This window comes from Pseudomonas nitroreducens (assembly GCF_024170165.1).
Lineage (GTDB): Bacteria > Pseudomonadota > Gammaproteobacteria > Pseudomonadales > Pseudomonadaceae > Pseudomonas > Pseudomonas nitroreducens_C.
In genome coordinates this window covers 401,252-426,536 of the sequence record NZ_JALJXP010000001.1, presented here as the reverse complement: position 1 = coordinate 426,536, position 25,285 = coordinate 401,252, and the positions used below count along the sequence as shown (strand labels likewise).

Sequence of the window (25,285 nt, the reverse complement as noted above, 5' to 3'; positions counted from 1 at the left end):
ATCCGGTGCGCCGACAGCATGGGTATCGCTGCGCTCCACCCATCCTACCCAGCGGCACGCCGGTGACGTCGGCGCGGGAGCAATCCCGCACAAGCCACATTCTGCCTATCCAATTTGTCGCCCCAGCCACCAAAAATCCTATACCCCCTCCCCTGCAGCCCGCGGGCCGCGGGGTTTGCGTGGGTGCAGCTTTTCCCTAGCCTGCGACTACAAAAAACATAATTTCGCTATTCACAGCCTCTGAACAGAATGCGGCCAACACCTCATCGCAAGCCGCAACAAGAACAAACGTGATCAGAGTCTGAGGAAGCAAGCCATGACCGACCTGAATCCAGGCGCCTTCGGCAAGAAGTCGCTTGATAACCTGGAAATCGACACGCTGGTCGTTGGCGCCGGACAAGCCGGCGTGGCCATGAGCGAGCACCTGACCCAGCAGGGCGTGCCGCACATCGTGCTGGAAAAGAGCCGCATCGCCGAAGCCTGGCGCACCGGCCGCTGGGACTCGCTGGTCGCCAACGGCCCGGCCTGGCATGACCGCTTCCCGAACCTGGAATTCCCGGTTGGCCCGGATGATTTCCCGGCCAAGGAGCAGGTCGCCGAGTACTTCGTCGCCTACGCCAAGCAGTTCAACGCGCCGATCCGCACCGGCGTGGAAGTGAAGAAGGTCACCCGCAACGAAGGCCGCCCCGGCTTCAGCGTGGAAACCTCCGAGGGCACCCTGCAGGCCCTGCGTATCGTCTCCGCCACCGGCCCGTTCCAGCGCCCGGTGATCCCGGCCATCGCGCCGAAGGACGAGAGCATCCAGCAGATCCACTCGGCCAAGTACTTCAACCCGCAGCAGCTGCCCGAAGGCGCCGTGCTGGTGATCGGTGCCGGCTCCTCCGGCGTGCAGATCGCCGACGAGCTGAACCGCGCCGGCAAGAAGGTCTTCCTCTCCGTGGGCGCCCATGACCGTCCGCCGCGCTCCTACCGCAACCGCGACTTCGTCTGGTGGCTGGGTGTGCTCGGCCTGTGGGATGCCGAGGAAGTGCAGCCGGGCCGCGAGCACGTGACCATCGCCGTGAGCGGTGCCCGTGGTGGCGAGACCATCGATTTCCGCCGTCTGGCCAACGAGGGCATCACCCTGACCGGCCTGACCAAGTCCTTCGCCGACGGCAAGGTGACCTTCCAGGACGACCTGGTAGCCAACCTGAAAGCCGGCGACGACAACTACCTCGGCCTGCTGGACGCCGCCGACGCCTACATCGAGCGCAATGGCCTGGACCTGCCGTTGGAACCGGAAGCCCGCAAGGTCTACCCGGACGCCGAGTGCATCCGCAACCCGCTCCAGCAACTGGACCTCGCCGCAGCCGGCATCACCTCGATCATCTGGGCCACCGGCTACGCCGTGGACTTCAACTGGCTGCAGGTGGACGCCTTCGACGACAAGGGCAAGCCCAAGCACCAGCGCGGTGTGTCCCGCGAGCCGGGCGTGTACTTCGTCGGCCTGCCGTGGCTGTCGCGCCGTGGTTCCTCGTTCATCTGGGGCGTGTGGCACGACGCCAAGCACGTGGCCGGCCACATCGCCACCCAACGCCGTTATGTCGAATATCAGGATGCCTCGCAGCGCGAAGGCTCCGTTCCGAAAGCCGCATCCTGGGAGTAAGAGATGCCTACCCACACTCGCATCCGCATGTTCAACACCAAGGACACCTACCCGAACCAGACCCTGGACAACGACCTGTGCCAGGCCGTGCGTGCCGGCAACACCGTGTATGTACGCGGCCAGGTCGGGACCGACTTCGAGGGCAACCTGGTAGGGCTGGGCGACCCGCGTGCCCAGGCCGAGCAGGCGATGAAGAACGTCAAGCAGCTGCTGGAAGAAGCCGGCAGCGACCTGTCGCACATCGTCAAGACCACCACCTACCTGATCGACCCGCGCTACCGCGAGCCGGTGTACCAGGAAGTCGGCAAGTGGCTGAAGGGCGTGTTCCCGATCTCCACCGGCCTGGTGGTGTCGGCCCTCGGCCAGCCGCAGTGGCTGATGGAAATTGACGTCATCGCGGTCATTCCGGACTGAAAGCTACTGCGCTAGGCCATGCTGCGTTGGGGCCGGTCGAGAAAATGCTCATTTGCTACAGCAAACTGCGCTTTTCTCGACCAACCCCGCCTTGCCTGGCCGTCGCTCGTGACGCTTTCCAGCGTGCAGGCGATGCGGATTCTCCGCATCGCCCTTTGTCGTTTTAGCTACCAGAACAAGCAAGGAGCCACCATGACCTTCTCCATCGTCGGCCGCTGCGCCGAAACCGGACAACTGGGTATCGCCATCAGCTCCTCGAGCATCGCCGTGGGCGCCCGCTGCCCCTGGGTACGCGCCGGCGTCGGCGCGGTGGCCACGCAGAACATCACCCTGCCGGCCCTCGGCCCGCAGATCCTCGATCAGCTCGAAGCCGGCCTGGAGCCGGGCGCGGCGCTGGACAAGGCGCTCTCCAGCAACGGCTACAGCCAGTACCGCCAGGTAACGGTGATCGACCATCACGGCAAGGTCGCACTGTTCACCGGCAGCGAAGCGCTGGGCGTATACAACGCCGTGGCCGGGGAAAACTGCGTGGCGGCGGGCAACCTGCTGTCGTCCCCCGCGGTGATCGAAGCCATGACCCAGGCCTTCGAAAGCGCCAACGGCTGCCTGGCCGAGCGCCTGCTGGCGGCAATGCAGGCGGCGATGGCCGCCGGTGGCGAAGCCGGCCCGGTGCATTCGGCCGCCCTGAAAGTCGTCGGCGACCTGGTCTGGCCGATCGTCGACCTGCGCGTGGACTGGGCCGACGAAGCGCCCATCGATGAGCTGGAGAAACTCTGGGTGGCCTACAAGCCGCAGCTGGAGGACTACCTGGTGCGCGCCCTCGACCCGACCAAGGCACCGAGCTACGGTGTGCCGGGCGACGAATAACGCCGTCGAAACGGGCAATGTCTGCGAAGCCTTGATGCGCTGAGTGCGGGCATACCCCCTCTCCCCCCGCCCTCTCCCTGAAGGGAGAGGGAGCTGTCCGTGCCGGCTGACACCCAGGATGTCATCCTGTGCCGATCGGTCCCCTCTCCCTTCAGGGAGAGGGTTAGGGAGAGGGCAGCCCCAACGCAATAACAGTGGTTAGTACAAAGCTCTAAAGCAGGACCAGACCATGCCTTCCAGCCGTGAAATCCTCGCCGACCTGATCGCCTTCGACACCGTCAGCCGCAACTCCAACCTGGCGCTGATCCACTACATCCGCGACTACCTCGCAGGCTTTGGCATCGCCTGCGAGCTGTTCCACGATGCCGAGGGCGGCAAGGCCAACCTCTACGCCACGCTGGGTCCGCAGGATCGCGGCGGCGTGTGCCTGTCCGGCCACACCGACGTGGTGCCGACCGATGGCCAGCCGTGGACGGTCCCGCCGTTCGAGCTGACCGAGCGCGACGGCCGCCTCTACGGGCGCGGCACGGCGGACATGAAGGGCTACATCGCCTGCGTGCTGGCGGCAGTGCCGGCGTTCCTCGCCCAGCCGCTGCGCCTGCCGGTGCACCTGGCCTTCTCCTACGACGAGGAAGTCGGCTGCCTGGGCGTGCGCTCGCTGCTCGCCGCGCTGGCGCATCGCGAACACAAGCCGATGCTGTGCATCATCGGCGAACCCACCGAACTCAAGCCGGTGCTCGGCCACAAGGGCAAGCTCGCCATGCGCTGCCAGGTACACGGCGCGCCGTGCCACTCGGCCTATGCGCCGCAGGGCGTGAACGCCATCGAGTACGCGGCGAAACTGATCGGCCGCCTCGGCGAAATCGGTACCCGCCTGGCCGCACCGGAGCGCCATGATCCGCGCTTCGATCCGCCCTACTCCACCGTGCAGACCGGCGTCATCAGCGGCGGTCGCGCGCTGAACATCGTGCCCGCCGAATGCCAGTTCGATTTCGAGGTGCGCGCGCTGCCCAGCGACGATCCGCAACAGGTCGCCGATGACCTGCGCGCCTTCGCCGAGGCCGAGCTGCTACCGAAGATGCGTGCGGTAAAGGCCGAGACGGATATCCGCTTCAGCGAAATTTCCGCCTACCCGGCGCTGGTGACCGACCAGCAGGCCCAGGCGGCCGAGCTGATCGCGCTATTGAGCGGCTCGAACGATTTCACCACCGTCGCCTACGGCACCGAGGGCGGGCTGTTCCACCAGGCCGGCATCCCCACCGTGGTCTGCGGCCCGGGCAGCATGGACCAGGGCCACAAGCCGGACGAGTTCGTCAGTCTGGAGCAGTTGGCCAAGTGCGATGACATGATGGGCCGGCTGGCGGAGTGGCTGCGCGGCTGATTCGCCACGCGGTTTACCCGGCTTTGTAGGAGCGGACTCCGTCCGCGATTGCTATCCGACTGGCAACGGCCTGTCGGCCGGATCGCGGATGAATCCGCTCCTACGAAGAGCCGCCCACGGCAAACCTGTAGGAGCGAGCTTGCTCGCGAACCAACCCCAGTCGAAAAACGTCAGGCAAACGCCGCACGCAGCTCGTCCATGCTCGCGAAGTAATGCGCCGGGCTTTCCGCCATCAGCTCTTCACGGCTGCCGAAGCCATAACCGACGCCAGCGGCGGACAGACCATTACGGTGCGCGCCGATCAGGTCATGTTTGCGGTCGCCGATCATCAAGGTCTGTTTCAGATCCAGTTTCTCGATGCCCAACAGGTGCTCGATCAGCTCGACCTTGTTGGTGCGGGTGCCGTCCAGCTCGCTGCCGTAGATCACCCTGAAGTGCCGGGCGAAGTCGAAGTGGCGGGCAATTTCCGCGGCGAACACCGTCGGCTTGCTGGTGCAGATGTACAGCGTGCGACCCTGGCCACCGAGCAGCTGCAACAGCTCGGCAACGCCGTCGAACACCTTGTTCTCGTACAGCCCGGTGTCCTTGAAGCGCACGCGGTAGTGATTCACCGCTTCCCAGGCGCGCGCCTCGTCGAAGTCGTAGGTGCTCATGAAGCACTGCAGCAGCGGCGGGCCGATGAAGTGTTCGAGCTGACGCAGGTCGGGCTCGTCGATGCCCAGTTGGGCGAGGGCGTACTGGATCGAACGGGTGATGCCCTCGCGCGGGTCGGTGAGGGTGCCGTCGAGGTCGAAGAGGATGTTCTGGTAATGCATGGGATCAGCGTCCGGCCGCGAAAGTCGGGCGGGAAGGATACTGCGCATGGCCGCCCACGCGAAGTGCGGAGCGCCGAACGACACCTCAGGGCGCCGCGCCCTGCCCTTGCTTGAGCACACGGAAACCGCCGCTGACGCTCACCGGCTCGGCCTCGCCGGCGCCGTAGGTCCGGGCTGTGGACGGGTCTTCTGCTTCATCCTCCGGCTGCGCCAGCCGGCCGGTCAGGCTCTGCTGCACGCGGGCGCCGAGGTGATCGACGCCGGCCATCACCCCGCCGTCGGGATCGCGCATCAGCGCCAGCCACTGCTCGTCGAAGGCAGCATTGATCTCCTTGCGCAGCTGGGTCTCCACCTCGGGGCGCTCGTGGTCGTTGCCAGCCATGCTGAACAGGGTGAAGGCCACCGAGATGACCGAGCCGGCGACCTTGCCCGCTGCGCTCGCCACTACCCCGGCGATGCTGCGGTTGCGCAGTTCGTGGACCAGCTTGGCGCTGGTGCGCTGGGCCACCGGCGAGACGCCGCTGACCTTGGTCCCGGCTCCGGCCTTGCCGGCCGCCGTGCGGATGTCCTGCATCAGCGCGGCGAAGGCCGGCACCTTGCCGATGTCCTTGGCATGCACCACGTCATACAGCGAAGCATCGCGGCTGGAGGGCGGGCCGAGGGAGATCGCCGGGATGCCCATCAGGTGCTCGTCGAAGGCCTTCTGCGGGATGCCGCGGCGCTGGGGAATCTCCTTCACCGCCACGGTCAGCAACTCGATGTAATGCCGGGTGGCCTTCTCCATCACCGCGTCGGGGTCGACCTGCCTGGCGACCGGTATCAGTACCTGCTTGCGGTACTGCTCCTGCAGGTAGACGGCCAGCTTGTCGACGGTGGGGTCGAGGTCGCCGTGGGAGCCCATCTTGTACCAGGCGACCTTCATGCTCAGCCATTCCTGGGTCCAGTAGCTGGAGAACCAGGGAATGAATGTCTCGTCGGTGCGCTGGTAGACCAGGTCCATCCACTGCTGCATGGCCTGTTCGGCGTAGGCCCGGGCCTGGGAAGTGGCGGCCAGCGAAGCGGCGCCGATGTCGGCGTCGACCTGGTGCCAGGTGGCTTCGGTGAGAGGTGCCGCAGGCTGGGCAGGGTGATGGGCGCAACCACTGAGCGCCAACAGGAGCAGGGCAATGACACCGCCGCGCCGCCAGGGCGAAACGGTGGCGCTGGGAGAGCACAGACTGTTCATGGCCGCTCGCCGGCTCGGCGGCGCCGTGGTGGCTGGCCGCCCGCTGCTGAACCCGGCCGGGCACGCGCTGGCGTCCGGTCACCTCGGGTCAGTATAGGGCGCCAGACCCTGCATGGCCGGCCGTCTGGCGGGACGGCCTGGTTGTAGGGCGGATAACGCCTCGGGCGTTATCCGCCATCGGGCATCGGCGGGGGGCGATGGTTCGCGAGCAAGCTCGCTCCTACAAAGAGCGAAGCCGGAGACGTCGACGGGCGAGCAGTCCTGTAGGAGCGTGCCATGCCCGCGATCGCGCGCAGGGCGCGCTCCTACAATTGAGGCTGGCAAGGCGGCCCCGATCAGCCCGCGTAACCCTCGGCAATGTGCTGGTCCTTCAACTTCACATAGTTCCCGGCCGTATAGCTGAAGAACGCCCGCTCCTTGTCGGTCAGCGGCCGGGCCTTCTTCACCGGGCTGCCGACATAGAGGTACCCGCTCTCCAGCGTCTTGCCCGGCGGCACCAGGCTGCCGGCGCCGAGGATCACCTCATCCTCGATCACTGCGCCATCCATGACGATGGAACCCATGCCCACCAGGATGCGGCTGCCGATGCTGCAGCCATGCAGCAGCACCTTGTGGCCGATGGTCACTTCGTCGCCGATGGTCAGCGGGAAGCCGTCCGGGTTGAAGGGGCCGGCGTGGGTGATGTGCAGCACGCTGCCGTCCTGCACGCTGGTGCGCGCGCCGATACGGATGCGGTGCATGTCGCCGCGAATGGTCACCAGCGGCCACACCGAGCTGTCCGCGCCGAGCTCCACGTCGCCGATGACCACGGCGCTGGCGTCGACGAAGACGCGCTCGCCGAGAGATGGCGTTTTGCCCTGATAGGTTCGAATCGTCACGATAGCTTTCCTGTGGCTGCGGTTACGGTCGATTGTATTTAAGATGGCCGGGTGTTTCTTCAGCCAAGGTGCCACCGTGAGCGCGAATCCCCTTCTGCAGAGCTACGACCTGCCGCCCTTCTCCTCCATTCGCCCCGAGCACGTGAAGCCGGCCATCGAGCAGATCCTCGCCGACAACCGCGCCGCCATCGCGCGCATCCTCGCCCAGCAGAACGGCACCCCGACCTGGGCCGGCCTGGTGCTGAGCATGGACGAACTGCATGACCGCCTGGGCAAGGCCTGGAGCCCGGTCAGCCACCTCAACGCGGTGTGCAACAGCGCCGAACTGCGCGAAGCCTACGAAGGCTGCCTGCCGCTGCTGTCCGCCTACTGGACCGAACTGGGCCAGAACCGCGAACTGTTCAAGGCCTACGAGTCGCTGGCCGCCAGCACCGAGTCGAAAGGCTTCGACGTCGCCCAGAAGACCATCCTCGAACACGCCCTGCGCGACTTCCGCCTGTCGGGTATCGACCTGCCGGCCGATCAGCAGCAGCGCTATGCCGAAATCCAGACGCGCCTGTCCGAGCTGGGCAGCCGCTTCTCCAACCAGCTGCTCGACGCCACCCAGGCCTGGACCAAGCACGTCACCGACGAAGCCGCACTGGCCGGCCTGACCGACTCGGCCAAGGCGCAGATGCAGCAGGCCGCCGAGGCCAAGGAGCTGGACGGCTGGCTGATCAGCCTGGAATTCCCCAGCTACTACGCGGTGATGACCTACGCCGAAGACCGCGCATTGCGCGAAGAGGTCTACGCCGCGTACTGCACCCGCGCCTCTGATCAAGGCCCGAACGCCGGGCAGAACGACAACGGCCCGGTGATGCAGGAAATCCTCGACCTGCGCCAGGAGCTGTCGCACCTGCTGGGCTTTGCGAACTTCGCCGAGCTGTCCCTGGCCACCAAGATGGCCGAGACCCCCGAGCAGGTCCTGCACTTCCTCCGCGACCTGGCCTTGCGCAGCAAGCCCTTCGCCGCCCAGGATCTTGCGCAGCTCAAGGCCTACGCCGCCGAGCAGGGCTGCGCGAACCTCTCCAGCTGGGATGCCAGCTACTTCGGCGAGAAGCTGCGCGAGGCGCGCTACAGCGTTTCCCAGGAAGCCCTGCGCGCCTACTTCCCAGTGGACAAGGTGCTCTCCGGCCTGTTCGCCATCGTGCAGAAGCTCTACGGCATCCAGATTCGCGAGCTGAACGACTTCGAGCGCTGGCACCCGGACGTACGCCTGTTCGAGATCGAGGAAAACGGCCAGCACGTCGGCCGCTTCTACTTCGACCTCTACGCCCGCGCCAACAAGCGCGGCGGCGCCTGGATGGACGGCGCCCGCGACCGTCGCCGCACCGCCGGTGGCGAGCTGCAATCGCCGGTCGCCTACCTGGTGTGCAACTTTACCCCGGCGGTCGGCGGCAAGCCGGCGCTGCTGACCCACGATGAAGTCACCACCCTGTTCCACGAATTCGGCCACGGCCTGCACCACCTGCTGACCCGCGTCGAACACGCCGGTGCCTCGGGCATCAACGGCGTGGCCTGGGACGCCGTCGAGCTGCCGAGCCAGTTCATGGAGAACTGGTGCTGGGAGCCCGAAGGCCTGGCGCTGATCTCCGGCCACTACGAGACCGGCGCGCCGCTGCCCCAGGACCTGCTGGAGAAGATGCTCGCCGCGAAGAACTTCCAGTCCGGCCTGATGATGGTCCGCCAGCTGGAGTTCTCGCTGTTCGACTTCGAGCTGCACGCCACCCACGGCGACGGCCGCAGTGTGCTCGATGTGATCGAGGCGATCCGCGCTGAAGTCGCGGTGATGCGCCCGCCGGCCTACAACCGCTTCGCCAACAGCTTCGCGCACATCTTCGCCGGCGGTTACGCGGCCGGTTACTACAGCTACAAGTGGGCCGAAGTGCTGTCCGCCGACGCGTTCTCCCGCTTCGAGGAAGAAGGCGTGCTCAACCCGGCGACCGGCGCGGCCTTCCGCGAGGCGATCCTGGCCAAGGGCGGCTCCCAGGAGCCGATGGCGCTGTTCGTGGCCTTCCGTGGCCGCGAGCCGTCCATCGACGCCCTGCTGCGCCACTCGGGCCTCTCCGAGGAGGCGGCGTGATGAGCGAGGTGAAGAAGCGCTTCATCGCCGGGGCGGTCTGCCCGGCCTGCAGCGAGCAGGACAAGATCGTCATGTGGGACGTCGACGGCGTGCCGCACCGCGAATGCGTGGCCTGCGGCTACGCCGACACCCTGAACGCCCAGGGCCAGTCGGTGCCCAAGGAACTCTCCACCCGCGTCAACACCAGCGCGCTGGAAAAGCCCAAGGACCCGAAGGTGCAGGGGGTGCAGTTCTTCCCCAATCCGAAGCTGAAGAAGCCTCAGGAATAGCGCCCGCATGACGCACAGAGAATGCCCTGGCTTGCCCGGGGCATTTCTTTTTCCGCCGCTCCGATCTTGCCGACGCCCCCTATAATGACCAGAATTCTGGACATTATTTGGAGCCATTTCATGCAGAACCTGCTTGCTAATACCGCCGTCAGTGTCTCGGAACTCAAGAAGAATCCTTCTGCCGTACTGGCCGAATCCGGTGGCGAGCCGGTAGCGGTGCTCAATCACAACAAGGTGATGGGCTACATGGTCCCGGCGGATCTGTTCGAGTCGATCCTGGAGCGTCTGGAAGACCTGGAACTGGCGGAAATTGCCCGCTCGCGACTGGGCGAAAAAGGCATCCCGGTGACGCTCGATGACCTATGAGCTTGAGTTCCTCCCGACAGCGCTGAAGGAATGGCACAAGCTGGGTCATACGGTGCGTCAGCAATTCAAGCGCAAGCTCGCAGAACGCCTGAAAAACCCTCGCGTACACGCCGACGCCCTGCATGGGATGGCGGACCACTACAAGATCAAGCTGCGCTCGGCGGGCTACCGGCTGGTCTACCGTGTCGAAGAAGATCGCGTGGTGGTTTCAGTCGTTGCCATCGGCAAGCGCGAACGCGGCGAGGTGTATAGCGCAGCGCAGGAGCGTCGCTGAGATTTCGAGGACATTGGAGCATCAAGTGCTTATCGCGGAATCGATATCAAGGAAGGTCTCTGCCCGCTGACTTAGCATGCCCCTCCGCCCGGCTCGACCGGCCAGCCCATGTCGCCATGGCCGGCTAGTCTGTAGGGCACCGCCGCAAGGAATCCGCCAGATGCCGCCACCGACCCGAAGGAAGCGCCCCCGTGCTTGACCGCTTTGGCATGCTCGAGGTGATGCGCGCCTCGCGCCTGACGCAGTTCCCGATCAGCCCGGTGCTGCGCGAGACCCACGGACTCAAGGGGCGCCTGACCTTCTTCCTGCTGCTGGCTGCCGCCCTGGTATTCACCTTCGCCGCGCTCGGGCACGACATCCACACCAGCGGCACGCACCTGGAACCGGGCTGGTCGGTGGTGGTACTGGTGATCGCGCTGCTGATCGCCCTGGGCTTCGAGTTCATCAACGGCTTCCACGACACCGCCAACGCGGTGGCCACGGTGATCTACACCAACGCCCTGCCGCCGCGCTTCGCGGTGGCTTGGTCGGGGCTGTGGAATTTCCTCGGCGTGCTCTTCTCCAGCGGTGCGGTGGCCTTCGCCATCGTCTCGCTGCTGCCGCTGGACCTGCTGCTCAAGGTGGACAGCAGCGCCGGGCTGGCGATGATCTTCGCCCTGCTGATCGCCTCGATCCTGTGGAACCTCGGCACCTGGTGGCTGGGCCTGCCGGTATCCTCGTCGCACACGCTGATCGGCTCCATCGTCGGCATCGGCCTGGCCCACGGCGCCATGGCCGGGCATCTGGGCCTGTCCGGCAATGCCTGGTCGCAGCTGCTGACGGTGGGCTATGCGCTGTTCCTCTCGCCGGTAGTGGGCTTCTTCGCCGCCTTCGTGCTGCTGCGGGTGGCGAGTTCGACCATCCGCAACCGCGCGCTGTTCCACGCCCCGGAAGGCCGCACGCCGCCGCCCCGGTGGATTCGCGCGATCCTCATCCTGACCTGCACCGGCGTGTCCTTCGCCCATGGCTCCAACGACGGGCAGAAAGGCATCGGGCTGATCATGCTCATACTGATCGCCACCGTTCCGCTCGCGTTCGCGGTGGATCGCGCCCACTCCCCGGAGCAGAGCCGGCAGTTGCTCGCCCTGACCCAGGCCAGCCAGGAACAACTGCACCGCTCTGGCGGCAGCCCGGCGGCGGACCCGCGCCAGGCGCTGCTGAGCTACCAGGAGGATGAGGTAGTGCGGCCGGAATTGCTGCCGTCGCTGGGCAGCGTGATCGGCGCTGTCGGTGCGCGCCTGGAACGCTACGGGCAGCTGGACAAGGTGCCCGCCGAAGAAGTGAAGGACCTGCGCAACGACCTCTACCTGAGCCTGGAAACCATCCGCCTGCTGGACCGCAGCGGCCAGCACTTCGAACTGGACACCTGGAGCAGCCTGCAGGCGCTGCGCGCCGAGGCCGACCGCACCATCCGCTTCATCCCGGTGTGGGTGAAGGTTGCGGTCGCCCTGGCGCTTGGCCTGGGCACACTGGTGGGCTGGCGGCGCATCGTCACCACGGTCGGCGAGGGCATCGGCAAGACCCCGCTGACTTATGCACAGGGCGCCTCGGCGCAGCTGGTAGCCATGCTCACCATCGGCGCGGCGGACGGCTTCGGCCTGCCGGTGTCGACCACCCAGGTGCTCTCTTCCGGCGTGGCCGGCACCATGGCGGCCAACGGCAGCGGGCTGCAATGGCCGACCATCCGCAACATGCTACTGGCCTGGGTACTGACGCTACCGGCCGCCATCGGGCTGGCGGCGGGGCTGTACATCCTGTTTTCAAAGATGATTTAGAATTGGAAACCAATTACAGTTGATCAAGATCCTGATCAGAACTGACCCCATACCTTCCGAATCGCGAAAATAATGTTTGGACTCTATAGATTCTGCCTATCGTTGACTGTTGTGACCAACCATTTGCTTGCAATCCCAATTCTCGGCCACTACGCCGTTCATGGTTTTTTCATACTGAGCGGCTATCTGATGACGCTGATAATGGTGAAAACCTACGGATACTCAGCAAGCGGGGTCGGACGCTTCTGCCTGAACAGAATTCTACGCTTATACCCGGCATACTGGATTGTTCTGGCGTTCTCGATCCTGGCCATATTCTGGTTAGGAGAGGAAAACTCAAAAACATACCGGGCATTCATGTTCATCCCTGGCAATCTTTCTCAATGGCTGCAAAACCTGACATTGACATACTGGAGCACTTTCCCTACGACCGTGCTGCCGAGAGTATCTCCGCCGACCTGGGCCTTGACCGTGGAGATCTTCTTCTATGCATTGATTGCCTTGGGGATCTCTCGCACCAGAAGGTCAACGACCATCTGGTTTCTCAGCAGCATGGTTTTCATGCTTACAACGCACGTTCTGGGACTAGGCTACGGATATAGATACGATTTCATATTCGCTGGCACGCTGGCATTTTCGCTGGGCGCCATGATTTTCCATTACCAGGAACTACTCAATTCATTTATCTCCCGACACAATAAATCCGCCTTGACCACCGGCGTGCTGACACTTTTAATCATGAATTGTGCGGCAGCATTGATATTCGGCCGCGAAGGAATGGCGAATACTGTGGCGGTTATTTGCTTCTACACAAACTATATACTCAATGCCACATTGATAATCTTGCTGATCAACACAACCGCTCCAACCAGATTTAAAAAGCTCGACAAAATCCTGGGCGATTTCAGCTACCCACTTTACCTGATGCACTGGCAGGTTGGCTTCGTATGCTCGATGCTGATCTTTGGTGCACCCATCAATGGTTCGTCCATCCCGGGGATTCAGAATTTTATCGTCACCCTGTTCGTATCACTCGTGCTCTGCAATCTGATCGTCAAGAGCATCGAGGTGCCTATACAGAGAATCAGAGGGCGACTCAAATCCACTGGAGTCAAAGCCACTGCATCCAAAGCGGCGTCCGGGGTCTAGGGACCCCTACGACCCAGATCAGCCCGGTGGTGGATAACGCTGGTGCGTTATGCGCCCTACGCACTGTTCACCCGGCTGCTCTGACGAACAACCATAGGGCAATCCAACCGCCGAGCAGGTAATGCTGGCTGTGGAAAACTCAGTGGATTACTGTATTTATATACAGCAAACCTTCAGAGCTTTCCCACATGAGCACTTCCCTTCCACCCCGCGGCCGGGGCACCGCCAGCAATCCGCACAACCGCTTCGCGCCGACCACCTCGGTGCCTGTGGATAACGACTGGTACGACGAAGTGCCCAAGCCCCAGGTGACCGAAATCCGCAGCGAGCGGGCAAAGTCGGTGATCTCGCGCAACCAGTCGCCGGACCTGCCGTTCGACCGTTCGATCAATCCCTATCGCGGCTGCGAGCACGGTTGCATCTACTGCTATGCACGGCCAAGCCACGCCTACTGGGACCTGTCACCGGGGCTGGATTTCGAAACGAAGCTGATCGCCAAGACCAACGCCGCCGAGGTGCTGGAAGAGGATCTGAGCCGCAAGGGCTATGTCTGCGCGCCGATCAATCTGGGCGCCAACACCGACCCGTACCAGCCCATCGAGCGCCAGCAGCGCCTGACGCGGCAGATCCTCGAGGTACTGCTGCGTTATCGTCATCCAGTGACCATTGTCACCAAAGGTTCGCTGATCCTGCGCGACCTCGACCTGCTGGCCGAACTGGCGCAGCACAAGCTGGTGGGGGTGATGATCAGCCTGACCACCCTGGACGACGAGCTCAAGCGCATCCTTGAACCCCGCGCCGCCGCGCCCTCCGCGCGCCTGCGGGCGATCCGAGTGCTGCGCGAGCACGGCATCCCGGTGGGTGTGCTGTGTTCGCCGATGATCCCGATGATCAACGACCGCGAACTGGAGGCTCTGCTCGAAGCCGCCCACGACGCCGGTGCCCAGAGCGCCAGCTACATGATGCTGCGCCTGCCACGCGAGGTCGGCCCGCTGTTCGAGGAGTGGCTGGCGGTGCACTACCCGCAGCGCGCCAGCCATGTGATGAGCCTGATCCGCCAACTGCGCGGCGGGGAAATCTACGACAGCCGCTTCGGCCACCGCTTCCGTGGCGAAGGCCCGTTCGCCGATCTGCTGGCCAAGCGCTTCGAGGTCGCCATGCGCCGCCTGGGCCTGAACCGGCGCGGCAGCTTCGGCCTGGACTGCACGGCATTCGCGCCGCCGCGCAGCCAGATGAGCCTGTTCTGAATCAGCGGTCGGGCGCCACCAGGTCCGCCATCATCTGGGCGAGCTGCAGCGGCGAGTTGAGCAGCCTCTCGATGACCACCAGCACGTTCTTCTCCTCCTTGCTGACCTTGCTGCCGAAGCCGAAGAAGCCGCCGCCGGAGGACTCCGCCACGGCCTTGCCCAGCGCCAGCAGGTCGGCCTTGAAGGCTGCCGCGTCAGTGTCGCTGGCCTGCTGTCCGAGCAGTCGGTTGACGTCGACCAGGTACTGCAGGCGGTTGAACTGGGGGTCGGTGAAGCGCTGCAGGAAATCCATCAGCACCGCGCGGCCGCTGGGCGTATCCGGGCTGAGTTCGGTCATCACGCGCTGCATCAGCACGCTGGGGTACTTGCCGGACTCCTTGAACAGCTTGCCGAAGGCCGCGGCCTCCTTGGCATCGATCTCGCCGTCGGCACTGGCGACCATGCAGAAGATCGCCACGGGCGCCTCGCGCAGGTGCTTCCAGTCCTCGCCGGAGAAGCCGGCGAAGCCGCTCATGCCGGTGATCTGGTCCTGCTGGTGCTCCTTCCAGATCGCCCGACCCTCGGCGTTCTCGTCGCGGCCCTGGTAGAAGGCGTCGATCAGCGGTTGCAGCTCGTCCTGGGCGATGCCGGTCACGCCCAGCAACTTGGGCTTGAACACGGCGAAACCTTCATGGCTGTGGGCATGGCGATAGGGAACGGCCAGCTGCATCTCGCGGCGCGGCTCGGCGTAGGAAACAACGTTGAGAATCAGCGCATCGACCTTGCCGACCTCCTTGTGGGTCACGAAGCCATCGACGATCCACACCGCGCCCAGCGCCTGCTGGGTGTTCTCCTGGTACATGCGCTGGCCGGCCTGCATGGCCTCCTCGCCGGTGTCCGCCATCAGCACCACCATCTTGAGCCGGCCATCGGGCTCCAGGCAGTGGAACATCGGCATCAGCAGCTCGCCGCCGCTGACCGTTTGCACCGCGCTCGCGGCCGCGTTGCCGGCCATCCTGTAGATGTCTTGCATGGTCACATCCTTGTTTTCGGGGGGGACTGGGGAAGGGTCCGGCGTCGTGCGCCACGCTCGTCATCCTGACCAAGCGTCAGGCCCGGTGGTCCGGGTCTGACAGAATCTGCAACGGATAATGTCATATTGCCTTTAGGCAGAATATCGCTGCCGTCACACTGGCCCTGTGACATTTTATCGCCATGATAGCTTGCCGATATCATCTTGGAATGTCGGCGAAACATCATGCAAAAGCTCATTCCAGAGCGGTTTTTTAATTTTGGTTTAATCTTCTCCGTCTAGGGTTTGAGCACAAAGTGACCCAGCGGTCACGTCAGATTTTTTCCCACGTCTGTGCCTTTTCTCCCCAGGGAGAGCGTCGGCTGACGTGGGAAAATTCTTCGTCACTCTTCGAGGCTGATACATGAACGACAAAACGCACGGTGAGGATCACGCCCACGAAACGGCCGACGAGGCGCTTCGCCATATCGTCGAGGGCTTCCGCCAGTTCCGCCATGAGGTCTTCCCGCAGCAGGAAGAACTGTTCAAGAAGCTGGCCCACGCGCAGAACCCGCGCGCCATGTTCATCACCTGTGCCGACTCGCGCATCGTCCCCGAGCTGATCACCCAGAGCTCGCCGGGCGACCTGTTCGTCACCCGCAACGTCGGCAACGTGGTGCCGCCGTACGGCCAGATGAACGGCGGCGTGTCCACCGCCATCGAGTTCGCGGTGATGGCCCTGGGCGTGCAGCACATCATCGTCTGCGGTCATTCCGATTGCGGCGCGATGAAAGCGGTGCTGAATCCGCAGAGCCTGGAAAGCATGCCGACGGTGAAGGTGTGGCTGCGCCACGCTGAAGTCGCCCGTACCGTGGTCGCGCAGACCTGCGGTTGCGCCACCCAGGAACACCTGGGAATCCTCACCGAGGAAAACGTGGTCGCCCAGCTGGATCACCTGAAGACCCACCCGTCCGTGGCCGCGCGCCTGGCTTCCGGCCAGCTGTTCATCCATGGCTGGGTGTATGACATCGAGACCAGCGCCATCAAGGCCTACGACGCCCAGGAAGGTCGTTTCCGTCCGCTCGACGGCGAAGGCCCGACGCCGAGTGCGACCCCGCGCCCGCGCTATTCCCCCCAGTAAGCGGCTGATACCGGTACGCTCCCAGGGCGTGGCGGCCCAGCAGAACAAACGCCGCGCCCTCCTTTCTTGTTGATCCCTGCCTGAGGCGCACGCTCCCACCGCGTTCGCCATCCCCCTGAATTGCGCGTGTCGATGCGGTCGAGACCGGCGTCGTGGGCTTTCGCGCGCCCGAAAAATGCCTCGAAGGAGAACAGCGCCATGTCGGCCTCCCACTCTGTTCCATCCGCTTTTTCCCAACTGCGCCAGGCACTGCCACGTGATCTGCTCGCGTCGGTCGTGGTCTTTCTCGTTGCCCTGCCGCTGTGCATGGGTATCGCCATCGCCTCGGGCATGCCGCCGGCCAAGGGCCTGGTGACCGGCATCATCGGTGGCCTGGTGGTCGGCTTCCTCGCCGGCTCACCCTTGCAGGTCAGCGGCCCGGCGGCGGGACTCGCGGTGCTGGTCTTCGAGCTGGTGCGCACCCACGGCCTGGCCATGCTCGGACCGATCCTGCTGCTGGCTGGCGCGCTGCAACTGCTGGCGGGCAGGCTGCGTCTGGGCTGCTGGTTCCGCGTGACCTCGCCGGCCGTGGTCTACGGCATGCTCGCGGGCATCGGCATTCTTATCGTGCTGTCGCAGGTCCACGTCATGCTCGACCTCAAGCCGCAGGCGTCCGGGCTGGATAACCTGCTGGCCTTCCCGGCGGCGCTGCTCTCCGAAACCAGCGGCTTCGATGCAGCGCTGCTCGGGCTGGGCACCATGGCCTGCATGGCGCTGTGGGACCGCTTCAAACCAGGACGGCTACGCATGCTGCCCGGCGCGCTGATCGGCGTGAGCCTGGCGACGCTGGTGAGCATCGTGCTGCCACTCGATGTGTTGCGGGTGAGCGTGCCGCAGAATCTCGGCGACGCCATCGACTGGGTCCGCCCGAGCGACCTTGCGGCACTGCTCGATCCGACACTGCTGCTGGCCGCCGTGGTGGTGGCCTTTATCGCCAGCGCCGAGACACTGCTCTCGGCCGCCGCCGTGGACCGCATGCACAGCGGCCCGCGCTCGGACATGGACCGTGAACTGAGTGCTCAGGGCGTGGGCAACATGCTCTGCGGGCTGGTCGGCGCGCTGCCGATGACCGGGGTGATAGTGCGCAGCTCAGCCAACGTACAGGCCGGCGCACGCAGCCGCGCCTCGGCGATCTTCCACGGGCTGTGGCTGCTGGCGTTCGTCGTGCTGCTGGGCGGGCTGCTGCGGCAGATCCCCATCGCCAGCCTGGCCGGCGTGCTGGTCTACACCGGGATCAAGCTGGTGGACCTGAAGGCGCTGCGCTCGCTGGGCCGCTATGGGCGCATGCCGGTACTGGTGCACGCGGCGACTGCGCTGGCCATCGTTGCCACCGACCTGCTGACCGGCGTGCTGCTGGGCTTTGCGCTGACGGTATTGAAGCTGGTGTTCAAGGCCGCGCGGCTGAAGATCAACCTGCGCTACGACGATGAGGGCAACGGCGCCGAGCTGCGCCTGGTTGGCGCTGCCACCTTCCTCAAGGTGCCGGCGCTGTCCCAGGCGTTGCAATCAGTCAAACCCGGCACGCACCTGCGCGTGCCGTTGCAGCACCTGAGCTACATCGACCACGCGTGCATGGAGTTGCTGGAAGACTGGGGCCGCAGCGCCGCGGCAAGCGGCTGCCGGCTGTCCATCGAGGGCCATGGGCTGCGCCGCCGCGTGGAGGGCCGGGTGCGTGCGTTACAGGGCGCGGGCTGAGCCTCAGTCGCGGCCCAGCTCCAGCTCCACACCGAACTGCCGCGACAGGCACGGCCACTGCTGCCAGGCCATGACCACCTGCGGGTCATTGAGGCTGGCGCGGTAGCTGACAGCGGATTCGGCGTTGAAGGTGCTGTCGTCGAGCATGCCGTTGACCGCGTGGTGCACCGCTTCATCCAGCTGGTTGGCGAAGGGCTCGCCGATCAGCTGGTGCGCCACCAGGTTGGCCACGGTGGTGTCCAGCGGGATCAGCGGCTGGTTGAAGTGGGCGATGTAGCGGTCGTTCACCTCTTCCACCAGGCGGTGGGCGAGGTAGGCCTCGTCCAGCAGCGCGTCGAGGCCGTCGTGGCCATCGAGCAGCGCGGGTGGGGTGAGGAAGAACTGTTCGGCGAGCTTGAGCACCGGCTTGATGCGGTCCTCGATACCGGCGGCGCGGGCCACCGAGTTGGCGGCGTCGAGGAAGTCCGGCACCTGCTCGATGTAGGCGTGGACGAAGCGTGTCAGCGTGCCGCTGGGGTCCTCGCCGGTCAGGGCGATGCTCTTGTGCAGGCTTTGCAGTTGGCTCTGGATCAGGCGGGCGAGATGGCCATGGCGGGATTCGAGCAGGTGGGCATTCCGGATCAGCTCACGCAGTGCAGCGGTGTTCATGACAGCTCCAAGACAACGGGTTTGGAAAGTGAAGAAAGACCTTAGCCGCACCCCGGGCGTAGCTAAGACGCGATTGTCATATTCATGAACTGTTTATGCCGACGCGGCATATCAGACGGCCAGCATGGTACTCCAAAGCCGCGCCGTCCGTGGCTTTGAGATCGCACTTCGGTCTTTCAAACAGAGTTTTTACTCTGCGTTGTTATGTCGCAACCCGTGGCTATACTCCGCTTCGACACACCGAAAACCTGATGGACCCGGCCTGCCCTGCGTGCTGCCGAGGTACGACGTCAAAGTAAGTTGTCTTGGCGGTCACTCCCTTGGCCGTTGGCTTGTTCAGGCTCGATCCCTCTGGAATGGGGATCGCAGCCAGGGCGCTATGCCGGCGGGATAAAAACAACGATAAGGGGAACCCGAATGCTGCGACATCCACGAGTCTGGATGGGCTTCCTTTTGCTCTTGGCTTTCAGTCAGGCAAACGCCGCCTGGACGGTCAACATGACCCCCGGTGCGACAGAAGTCAGCCGTAACGTTTTCGATCTGCACATGACGATCTTCTGGATCTGCGTGGTCATCGGCATCGTCGTCTTCGGCGCGATGTTCTGGTCGATGATCGTCCACCGCCGGTCCACCGGGCAGCAGCCCGCGCATTTCCACGAGAGCACCACGGTGGAAATCCTCTGGACCGTCATTCCCTTCCTGATCCTGGTGGTGATGGCCGTGCCGGCCACCAAGACGCTGATCCACATGTACGACACCTCGGAGCCCGAGCTGGACGTGCAGGTCACCGGCTACCAGTGGAAGTGGCAGTACAAGTACCTGGGCCAGGACGTGGAGTTCTTCTCCAACCTCGCCACGCCCCAGGACCAGATCCACAACAAGGCCGACAAGGACGAGCACTACCTCCTGGAGGTGGACAACCCGCTGGTGCTGCCGGCCGGGGTCAAGGTGCGCTTCCTGGTCACCTCCAGCGACGTGATCCACTCCTGGTGGGTGCCGGCCTTCGCGGTCAAGCGCGACGCCATTCCCGGCTTCGTCAACGAGGCCTGGACCAAGGTCGACCAGCCGGGCATCTACCGTGGCCAGTGCGCCGAGCTGTGCGGCAAGGACCACGGCTTCATGCCCATCGTGGTGGACGTGAAGTCCAAGCCCGAGTTCGACAAGTGGCTGGCCGAGCGCAAGGAAGAGGCGGTCAAGCTCAAGGAGCTGACCAGTAAGGAATGGACGAAGGAAGAGCTGGTCGCCCGCGGCGACAAGGTCTACCACACCATCTGCGCCGCCTGTCACCAGCCTGAAGGCCAGGGCATGCCGCCGATGTTCCCGGCGCTCAAGGGCTCGAAGATCGTCACCGGGCCCAAGGAGCACCACCTGGAGACCGTGTTCAACGGCGTCCAGGGCACGGCCATGGCGGCCTTCGGCAAGCAGCTCTCGGAAGTGGACATCGCTGCGGTGATCACTTACGAGCGCAACGCCTGGGGCAACAACGACGGCGACATGGTGACCCCGCAGGACGTGGTCGCCTACAAGCAGAAACAACAATAAGGAGGCCGCGATGAGTACAGTGATCGATCACCCCGACCATTCTCACGCCGGCGACCACCACCACGGCCCCGCCAAGGGCCTGATGCGCTGGGTATTGACCACCAACCACAAGGACATCGGCACGCTGTACCTGTGGTTCAGCTTCTGCGCCTTCCTGCTCGGCGGCTCCTTCGCCATGGTGATCCGCGCCGAACTGTTCCAGCCGGGCCTGCAGATCGTCGAGCCGGCGTTCTTCAACCAGATGACCACCATGCACGGCCTGGTGATGGTCTTCGGTGCGGTGATGCCGGCCTTCGTCGGCCTGGCCAACTGGATGGTGCCGCTGATGATCGGCGCGCCGGACATGGCCCTGCCGCGCATGAACAACTTCAGCTTCTGGCTGCTGCCGGCGGCCTTCGGCCTGCTGGTGAGCACCCTGTTCATGCCCGGCGGCGGCCCGAACTTCGGCTGGACCTTCTACGCGCCGCTCTCCACCACCTTCGCGCCGCACAGCGTGACCTTCTTCATCTTCGCCATCCACCTGATGGGCATGAGTTCGATCATGGGCGCGATCAACGTGATCGCCACCATCCTCAACCTGCGCGCCCCGGGCATGACACTGATGAAGATGCCGCTGTTCGTCTGGACCTGGCTGATCACCGCGTTCCTGCTGATCGCGGTGATGCCGGTGCTGGCGGGTTGCGTGACGATGATGCTGATGGACATCCACTTCGGCACCAGCTTCTTCAGCGCAGCCGGCGGCGGTGACCCGGTGCTGTTCCAGCACGTGTTCTGGTTCTTCGGCCACCCCGAGGTGTACATCATGATCCTGCCGGCGTTCGGCGCCGTCAGCTCGATCATCCCGGCCTTCAGCCGCAAGCCGCTGTTCGGCTACACCTCGATGGTCTACGCCACCGCCTCGATCGCCTTCCTGTCCTTCGTCGTGTGGGCGCACCACATGTTCGTGGTGGGCATCCCGCTGGTGGGCGAGCTGTTCTTCATGTACGCGACCATGCTGATCGCCGTGCCCACCGGGGTGAAGGTGTTCAACTGGGCGTCGACCATGTGGCAGGGCTCGCTGACCTTCGAGACGCCGATGCTGTTTGCCGTGGCCTTCGTCATCCTGTTCACCATCGGCGGCTTCTCCGGCCTGATGCTGGCCATCGCCCCGGCGGACTTCCAGTACCAGGACACCTACTTCGTGGTGGCGCACTTCCACTACGTGCTGGTGCCCGGCGCAATCTTCGGCATCTTCGCCTCGGCCTACTACTGGCTGCCGAAGTGGACCGGCCACATGTACGACGAGACCCTGGGCAAGCTGCACTTCTGGATGAGCTTCATCGGCATGAACATGGCGTTCTTCCCGATGCACTTCGTCGGGCTGGCCGGCATGCCGCGGCGGATTCCGGACTACAACCTGCAGTTCGCCGACTTCAACATGGTCTCGTCCATCGGCGCATTCATGTTCGGCACCACGCAGCTGCTGTTCCTGTTCATCGTCATCAAGTGCATCCGCGGCGGCCCGCCGGCCCCGGCCAAGCCGTGGGATGGCGCGGAAGGCCTGGAATGGACCATTCCCTCGCCGGCGCCGTACCACACCTTCAGCACGCCTCCGGAAGTGAAGTGAACCCACAGCGGCGGGAGCGGCATCGGCCGCTCCCGCGGTGGAGGAGCAAACCATGAGCGACGGCAACATCGAAACGCGCAAGCTGGTGACCCGGCTGGTCATAGCCGTGGTCGCCATGTTCGCCTTCGGCTTCGCCCTGGTGCCGCTGTACGACGTGATGTGCAAGGCACTGGGCATCAACGGCAAGACTTCCGGCAGCGCCTACCAGGGCGACGGCCAGGTGGTCGATCAGTCGCGCGAGGTGAAGATCCAGTTCGTCGCCAACAACAACATCGACATGGTCTGGGAATTCCACCCCGAGGCCGAGCAACTGGTGGTGCATCCGGGCGCGGTGAACCAGATGCTGTTCGTCGCCCACAACCCCACCGACAAGCCGATGACTGCCCAGGCGATCCCGAGCATTGCGCCGTCGGTGGCGGCCACCTACTTCCACAAGACCGAATGCTTCTGCTTCACCCAGCAGGTGCTGCAGCCGGGCGAGCGCATCGAAATGCCGGTGCGCTTCATCGTCGACCGCGACCTGCCCAAGGATGTGCGTCACCTGACGCTTGCTTACACGCTGTTCGACATCACTGCCCGCAAGCCACCCGTGGCCAGTAACGAGCGCTGAAGGGCAAAGGAGAACAAGAACAATGGCAACCCACGATCCCTATTACGTCCCCGCGCAGAGCAAGTGGCCGATCATCGCCACCATCGGCATGCTGGTGACAATGTTTGGCGTCGGCACCTGGATGAACGACATGAGCGCCGGCAAGGAGCACTCCCACGGCCCGTGGATCTTCTTCGCCGGCGGGCTGATCCTGGCGTACATGCTGTTCGGCTGGTTCGGCAACGTCATCAAGGAAAGCCGCGGCGGACTCTACAGCCCGCAGATGGACCGCTCGTTCCGCTGGGGCATGAGCTGGTTCATCTTCTCCGAGGTGATGTTCTTCGCCGCCTTCTTCGGTGCGCTGTTCTACGTACGCCACTTCGTCAACCCGTGGCTGGGCGGCGAGGGTCACCACGGCATCTCGCACATGCTCTGGCCGCAGTTCGAGACCGGCTGGCCACAGCTGAACAACCCGGACAACAAGCTGTTCCCGCCGCCCAAGGAAGTGATCGATCCGTGGAAGCTGCCGCTGATCAACACCCTGCTGCTGGTCACCTCCAGCTTCACCGTGACTTTCGCCCATCACGCGCTGAAGAAGAACCATCGCGGCCCGCTGAAGATGTGGCTGGCGGCGACCGTGGCGCTGGGTGCCTGCTTCATCGTGCTGCAGGCCTACGAGTACCACGAGGCCTATAGCGAGCTGGGCCTGACCCTGGGCTCGGGTATCTACGGCGCAACCTTCTTCATGCTCACCGGCTTCCACGGCGCCCACGTGACCATTGGCGCAATCATGCTGAGCATCATGCTGATCCGCATCATCCGCGGGCACTTCGACGCCGACAAACACTTCGGCTTCGAGGCCGCCAGCTGGTACTGGCACTTCGTCGACGTGGTGTGGATCGGGCTGTTCATCTTCGTTTACGTGCTGTGAAGCGCGGTGGCGCGGGCCTTGGCCCGCGCCTTTTTGAGATCAGAAGTGCCAGGGGGCGGAGCTGCCGAGTTGGCCGCTGAAGAAACCCCAGGCGATGAGAGCGACGGTCAGGGCAGTCAGGGTGACACGCACGGTCAGCGCGTTGACCACCCGCGAACCGTGGCCCTCGTCCTTGACCAGAAAGAACAGGCCACTGAACAGACTGACGACGGTCGCCAGCAACAACAGAACGATCGCAGCTTTGAGCACTACCGGCCTCCTGTCCGCAGGGGACTGGGGTTGAGGGGGATGTCTTGCAGTATAGCCAGCACGCATCTGAGCACGGCTCTGATCCAGAACGGCAAGGCCGCGCCACGCGCGCCTTCCGGCCCGGCCTCGCGCCGACCCTGGTGGTCCTCGCGCTGCTGCCGGTGCTGATCGGCCTGGGCTTCTGGCAACTCTCCCGCGCCGCCGAAAAACGCACCCTGCTCGCCGCCGCCGAAGTCCAGCGCGAACAGGACCCGATCAGCATCGCCGAGCTCGAACGCCAGCCGCCGCGCAGCTACGTCCGCGTGCGCCTGCAAGGCCAGCTCGACGCCGAACACACCGCCCTGCTCGACAACCGCACGCGCAACGGCCAGGCCGGCGTCGAGGTGCTGCAGCCCTTCTTCGACCGCATCGGCCACCAGTGGCTGCTGGTCAACCGCGGTTGGGTGCCCTGGCCCGACCGCCGCGTGCCGCCGAAAGTCGACACGCCCAATCACGACCTGCTGCTGGATGCCTGGACCTACGTCCCTGCAGCCGCCACTCCGAGCGCCCCGGCCGCCAGCTGGCCGCGCCTGATCACCCAGGTGGACGCCGCGTTCCTGTGGGACCAGCTCGGCCGTGAAGGCAGCCCGCTGGAAATCCGCCTGGAGCCGGGCGACGCCGCCTTCGACACCGACTGGCCGATCGTCGCCATGCCCCCGGAGCGCCACGTCGGCTATGCCGTGCAGTGGTTCGCCCTAGCCATCGCGCTTTCCGCCCTTTACCTCTACCTCGGCATCCGTCGCGCACGGGAGACACTTGACCATGACCGCCATGACTCTGCCTGACTCCACTGCCCGCCGCCGCGGGCGCGTGCAACTGCTGCTGATCCTCGGTTTCGTGCTGGGGCCGATGCTGCTCGCCACCGCCATGTACAAGCTGCAGTTCTGGGTGCCGGAAGGCCGCAGCTACCACGGCGACCTGATCGCCACCGGGCAGACCCCGGCCGATCTCGGCGTGCAGGACGACAAGGCCAGCGACCAGTGGCAGCTGCTGGTGACCGCGCCGGAAACCTGCACCAGCGACTGCCAGCAACTGGTCTACCTTGCGCGCCAGATCAACATCGGCCTGGGCCGCGAAGCCAGCCGCGCCGAACATGCACTGGCCTTCGCCAAACCGCTGCCGGTCGAATTCACCGGCCTGCTCGACAAGGACTACCCGCGCCTGCAGCGCCTGGGCCTGACGCCCAACCAGCACACTGGCGCGCAGCCGCAACTGTGGATCGTCGACCCCCACGGCAACCTGGTGCTGCGCTACGACGCCAAGGCCAACGGCAAGTCGATCCTCAAGGACCTGCAGTTGCTGCTGAAACTTTCCAACATCGGTTAAGCCGGTCGAGACATCGCCAGCCC

25 protein-coding genes are annotated in these 25,285 nt (G+C 64.7%); 19 read left to right on the top strand and 6 right to left on the bottom strand.

The genetic code is table 11. The features are described from left to right. Window positions 1-316 precede the first annotated feature (316 nt). From J2T47_RS01875 to argE, 4 genes are all read left to right on the top strand, one after another. On the top strand, window positions 317-1,645 hold the full coding sequence (locus J2T47_RS01875; protein WP_253441927.1) for a flavin-containing monooxygenase: 1,329 nt from the start codon (window positions 317-319) through the stop codon (window positions 1,643-1,645). 3 nt (window positions 1,646-1,648) lie between these two features. Further along, the gene (locus J2T47_RS01870) at window positions 1,649-2,059 is read left to right on the top strand and encodes a RidA family protein (protein WP_015474916.1); all 411 of its coding nucleotides are present in this window, start codon (window positions 1,649-1,651) and stop codon (window positions 2,057-2,059) included. Between the two features lie 192 nt (window positions 2,060-2,251). Next, the gene (locus J2T47_RS01865) at window positions 2,252-2,926 is read left to right on the top strand and encodes a DUF1028 domain-containing protein (RefSeq protein WP_253441924.1); all 675 of its coding nucleotides are present in this window, start codon (window positions 2,252-2,254) and stop codon (window positions 2,924-2,926) included. A 229-nt stretch (window positions 2,927-3,155) separates the two neighbouring features. Beyond that, window positions 3,156-4,307, top strand: a complete 1,152-nt coding sequence (argE, locus tag J2T47_RS01860; RefSeq protein ID WP_253441922.1) for an acetylornithine deacetylase — start codon at window positions 3,156-3,158, stop codon at window positions 4,305-4,307. Window positions 4,308-4,477: 170 nt separating this feature from the next. On the opposite strand, the gene J2T47_RS01855 is transcribed toward argE, so the two are convergent. From J2T47_RS01855 to J2T47_RS01845, 3 genes are all read right to left on the bottom strand, one after another. Continuing rightward, entirely contained in the window at window positions 4,478-5,122 is a 645-nt protein-coding gene (locus J2T47_RS01855) for an HAD family hydrolase (RefSeq protein ID WP_253441920.1), read from the bottom strand. An 85-nt stretch (window positions 5,123-5,207) separates the two neighbouring features. Then, entirely contained in the window at window positions 5,208-6,347 is a 1,140-nt protein-coding gene (locus J2T47_RS01850) for a hypothetical protein (RefSeq protein ID WP_253441918.1), read from the bottom strand. Window positions 6,348-6,682: 335 nt separating this feature from the next. After that, on the bottom strand, window positions 6,683-7,225 hold the full coding sequence (locus J2T47_RS01845) for a gamma carbonic anhydrase family protein (RefSeq protein WP_253441916.1): 543 nt from the start codon (window positions 7,223-7,225) through the stop codon (window positions 6,683-6,685). A 76-nt stretch (window positions 7,226-7,301) separates the two neighbouring features. On the opposite strand from J2T47_RS01845, the gene prlC reads away from it, so the two are divergent. From prlC to J2T47_RS01810, 7 genes are all read left to right on the top strand, one after another. Beyond that, window positions 7,302-9,347, top strand: a complete 2,046-nt coding sequence (prlC, locus tag J2T47_RS01840; protein WP_253441914.1) for an oligopeptidase A — start codon at window positions 7,302-7,304, stop codon at window positions 9,345-9,347. After that, a complete protein-coding gene (locus J2T47_RS01835) occupies window positions 9,347-9,616 on the top strand; it encodes a YheV family putative zinc ribbon protein (RefSeq protein WP_024763727.1) in 270 nt (89 codons plus the stop codon). The genes prlC and J2T47_RS01835 overlap by 1 nt, the downstream gene beginning before the upstream one ends. A gap of 120 nt (window positions 9,617-9,736) precedes the next feature. Further along, entirely contained in the window at window positions 9,737-9,982 is a 246-nt protein-coding gene (locus tag J2T47_RS01830) for a type II toxin-antitoxin system Phd/YefM family antitoxin (protein ID WP_253441912.1), read from the top strand. After that, the gene (locus J2T47_RS01825) at window positions 9,972-10,256 is read left to right on the top strand and encodes a type II toxin-antitoxin system RelE family toxin (RefSeq protein ID WP_253441910.1); all 285 of its coding nucleotides are present in this window, start codon (window positions 9,972-9,974) and stop codon (window positions 10,254-10,256) included. Before J2T47_RS01830 ends, J2T47_RS01825 begins: the two co-directional genes overlap by 11 nt. A 209-nt stretch (window positions 10,257-10,465) precedes the next feature. Then, on the top strand, window positions 10,466-12,070 hold the full coding sequence (locus tag J2T47_RS01820; protein ID WP_301295360.1) for an inorganic phosphate transporter: 1,605 nt from the start codon (window positions 10,466-10,468) through the stop codon (window positions 12,068-12,070). A gap of 111 nt (window positions 12,071-12,181) precedes the next feature. Further along, complete coding sequence (locus J2T47_RS01815; protein WP_253441906.1) at window positions 12,182-13,219, top strand: acyltransferase family protein; 1,038 nt, start codon at window positions 12,182-12,184, stop codon at window positions 13,217-13,219. Between the two features lie 188 nt (window positions 13,220-13,407). Continuing rightward, the gene (locus J2T47_RS01810; RefSeq protein ID WP_253441904.1) at window positions 13,408-14,466 is read left to right on the top strand and encodes a PA0069 family radical SAM protein; all 1,059 of its coding nucleotides are present in this window, start codon (window positions 13,408-13,410) and stop codon (window positions 14,464-14,466) included. A 1-nt stretch (window position 14,467) separates the two neighbouring features. Here J2T47_RS01810 and J2T47_RS01805 read toward each other — a convergent pair whose 3' ends face one another. Further along, window positions 14,468-15,478 carry a hypothetical protein gene (locus tag J2T47_RS01805; protein ID WP_253441902.1) on the bottom strand — a complete coding sequence of 337 codons (1,011 nt, stop codon included), beginning with the start codon at window positions 15,476-15,478 and terminating at the stop codon, window positions 14,468-14,470. Between the two features lie 403 nt (window positions 15,479-15,881). Here J2T47_RS01805 and J2T47_RS01800 point away from each other — a divergent pair, with 403 nt between their 5' ends. Both J2T47_RS01800 and J2T47_RS01795 read left to right on the top strand, forming a co-directional pair. Beyond that, complete coding sequence (locus J2T47_RS01800) at window positions 15,882-16,598, top strand: carbonic anhydrase (RefSeq protein WP_253441900.1); 717 nt, start codon at window positions 15,882-15,884, stop codon at window positions 16,596-16,598. Between the two features lie 198 nt (window positions 16,599-16,796). Beyond that, on the top strand, window positions 16,797-18,332 hold the full coding sequence (locus J2T47_RS01795; RefSeq protein WP_253441898.1) for a SulP family inorganic anion transporter: 1,536 nt from the start codon (window positions 16,797-16,799) through the stop codon (window positions 18,330-18,332). Window positions 18,333-18,335: 3 nt separating this feature from the next. Here J2T47_RS01795 and J2T47_RS01790 read toward each other — a convergent pair whose 3' ends face one another. Continuing rightward, window positions 18,336-18,980: a hypothetical protein gene (locus J2T47_RS01790; RefSeq protein ID WP_253441896.1), complete on the bottom strand. Its 645-nt coding sequence runs from the start codon at window positions 18,978-18,980 to the stop codon at window positions 18,336-18,338. Between the two features lie 417 nt (window positions 18,981-19,397). Between J2T47_RS01790 and coxB the strand changes: the two genes are divergently transcribed. The 4 genes from coxB to J2T47_RS01770 are packed head-to-tail and all read left to right on the top strand — an operon-like array spanning window position 19,398 to window position 23,648. Then, window positions 19,398-20,522 (top strand): cytochrome c oxidase subunit II, encoded by a 1,125-nt coding sequence (gene coxB, locus J2T47_RS01785; protein WP_253441894.1) that lies wholly within the window; start codon window positions 19,398-19,400, stop codon window positions 20,520-20,522. 10 nt (window positions 20,523-20,532) lie between these two features. Beyond that, window positions 20,533-22,128, top strand: coding sequence for a cytochrome c oxidase subunit I (ctaD, locus tag J2T47_RS01780; protein WP_184586152.1), 1,596 nt, complete (start codon window positions 20,533-20,535; stop codon window positions 22,126-22,128). Window positions 22,129-22,180: 52 nt separating this feature from the next. Next, a complete protein-coding gene (locus tag J2T47_RS01775; RefSeq protein ID WP_253441892.1) occupies window positions 22,181-22,738 on the top strand; it encodes a cytochrome c oxidase assembly protein in 558 nt (185 codons plus the stop codon). A 22-nt stretch (window positions 22,739-22,760) separates the two neighbouring features. After that, window positions 22,761-23,648: a cytochrome c oxidase subunit 3 gene (locus J2T47_RS01770; RefSeq protein WP_138213360.1), complete on the top strand. Its 888-nt coding sequence runs from the start codon at window positions 22,761-22,763 to the stop codon at window positions 23,646-23,648. Window positions 23,649-23,687: 39 nt separating this feature from the next. On the opposite strand, the gene J2T47_RS01765 is transcribed toward J2T47_RS01770, so the two are convergent. After that, window positions 23,688-23,897, bottom strand: a complete 210-nt coding sequence (locus tag J2T47_RS01765; RefSeq protein ID WP_015474903.1) for a twin transmembrane helix small protein — start codon at window positions 23,895-23,897, stop codon at window positions 23,688-23,690. A 44-nt stretch (window positions 23,898-23,941) separates the two neighbouring features. Here J2T47_RS01765 and J2T47_RS01760 point away from each other — a divergent pair, with 44 nt between their 5' ends. Together J2T47_RS01760 and J2T47_RS01755 are read left to right on the top strand one after the other, a co-directional pair. Then, window positions 23,942-24,721, top strand: a complete 780-nt coding sequence (locus J2T47_RS01760) for an SURF1 family protein (protein ID WP_253441890.1) — start codon at window positions 23,942-23,944, stop codon at window positions 24,719-24,721. Further along, entirely contained in the window at window positions 24,699-25,262 is a 564-nt protein-coding gene (locus J2T47_RS01755) for a hypothetical protein (protein ID WP_253441888.1), read from the top strand. Before J2T47_RS01760 ends, J2T47_RS01755 begins: the two co-directional genes overlap by 23 nt. The last annotated feature ends 23 nt before the right edge of the window (window positions 25,263-25,285 follow it).

What these genes read in the sequence shown, in the direction of transcription:
- J2T47_RS01875 (WP_253441927.1), top strand. Translation starts at nt 317, where the DNA reads ATGACCGACCTGAATCCAGGCGCCTTCGGCAAGAAGTCGCTTGATAAC.
- J2T47_RS01870 (WP_015474916.1), top strand. Translation starts at nt 1,649, where the DNA reads ATGCCTACCCACACTCGCATCCGCATGTTCAACACCAAGGACACCTAC.
- J2T47_RS01865 (WP_253441924.1), top strand. Translation starts at nt 2,252, where the DNA reads ATGACCTTCTCCATCGTCGGCCGCTGCGCCGAAACCGGACAACTGGGT.
- argE (WP_253441922.1), top strand. Translation starts at nt 3,156, where the DNA reads ATGCCTTCCAGCCGTGAAATCCTCGCCGACCTGATCGCCTTCGACACC.
- J2T47_RS01855 (WP_253441920.1), bottom strand. Translation starts at nt 5,122, where the DNA reads ATGCATTACCAGAACATCCTCTTCGACCTCGACGGCACCCTCACCGAC.
- J2T47_RS01850 (WP_253441918.1), bottom strand. Translation starts at nt 6,347, where the DNA reads ATGAACAGTCTGTGCTCTCCCAGCGCCACCGTTTCGCCCTGGCGGCGC.
- J2T47_RS01835 (WP_024763727.1), top strand. Translation starts at nt 9,347, where the DNA reads ATGAGCGAGGTGAAGAAGCGCTTCATCGCCGGGGCGGTCTGCCCGGCC.
- J2T47_RS01830 (WP_253441912.1), top strand. Translation starts at nt 9,737, where the DNA reads ATGCAGAACCTGCTTGCTAATACCGCCGTCAGTGTCTCGGAACTCAAG.
- J2T47_RS01825 (WP_253441910.1), top strand. Translation starts at nt 9,972, where the DNA reads ATGACCTATGAGCTTGAGTTCCTCCCGACAGCGCTGAAGGAATGGCAC.
- J2T47_RS01820 (WP_301295360.1), top strand. Translation starts at nt 10,466, where the DNA reads ATGCTCGAGGTGATGCGCGCCTCGCGCCTGACGCAGTTCCCGATCAGC.
- J2T47_RS01810 (WP_253441904.1), top strand. Translation starts at nt 13,408, where the DNA reads ATGAGCACTTCCCTTCCACCCCGCGGCCGGGGCACCGCCAGCAATCCG.
- J2T47_RS01805 (WP_253441902.1), bottom strand. Translation starts at nt 15,478, where the DNA reads ATGCAAGACATCTACAGGATGGCCGGCAACGCGGCCGCGAGCGCGGTG.
- J2T47_RS01800 (WP_253441900.1), top strand. Translation starts at nt 15,882, where the DNA reads ATGAACGACAAAACGCACGGTGAGGATCACGCCCACGAAACGGCCGAC.
- J2T47_RS01795 (WP_253441898.1), top strand. Translation starts at nt 16,797, where the DNA reads ATGTCGGCCTCCCACTCTGTTCCATCCGCTTTTTCCCAACTGCGCCAG.
- J2T47_RS01790 (WP_253441896.1), bottom strand. Translation starts at nt 18,980, where the DNA reads ATGAACACCGCTGCACTGCGTGAGCTGATCCGGAATGCCCACCTGCTC.
- coxB (WP_253441894.1), top strand. Translation starts at nt 19,398, where the DNA reads ATGCTGCGACATCCACGAGTCTGGATGGGCTTCCTTTTGCTCTTGGCT.
- ctaD (WP_184586152.1), top strand. Translation starts at nt 20,533, where the DNA reads ATGAGTACAGTGATCGATCACCCCGACCATTCTCACGCCGGCGACCAC.
- J2T47_RS01775 (WP_253441892.1), top strand. Translation starts at nt 22,181, where the DNA reads ATGAGCGACGGCAACATCGAAACGCGCAAGCTGGTGACCCGGCTGGTC.
- J2T47_RS01770 (WP_138213360.1), top strand. Translation starts at nt 22,761, where the DNA reads ATGGCAACCCACGATCCCTATTACGTCCCCGCGCAGAGCAAGTGGCCG.
- J2T47_RS01755 (WP_253441888.1), top strand. Translation starts at nt 24,699, where the DNA reads ATGACCGCCATGACTCTGCCTGACTCCACTGCCCGCCGCCGCGGGCGC.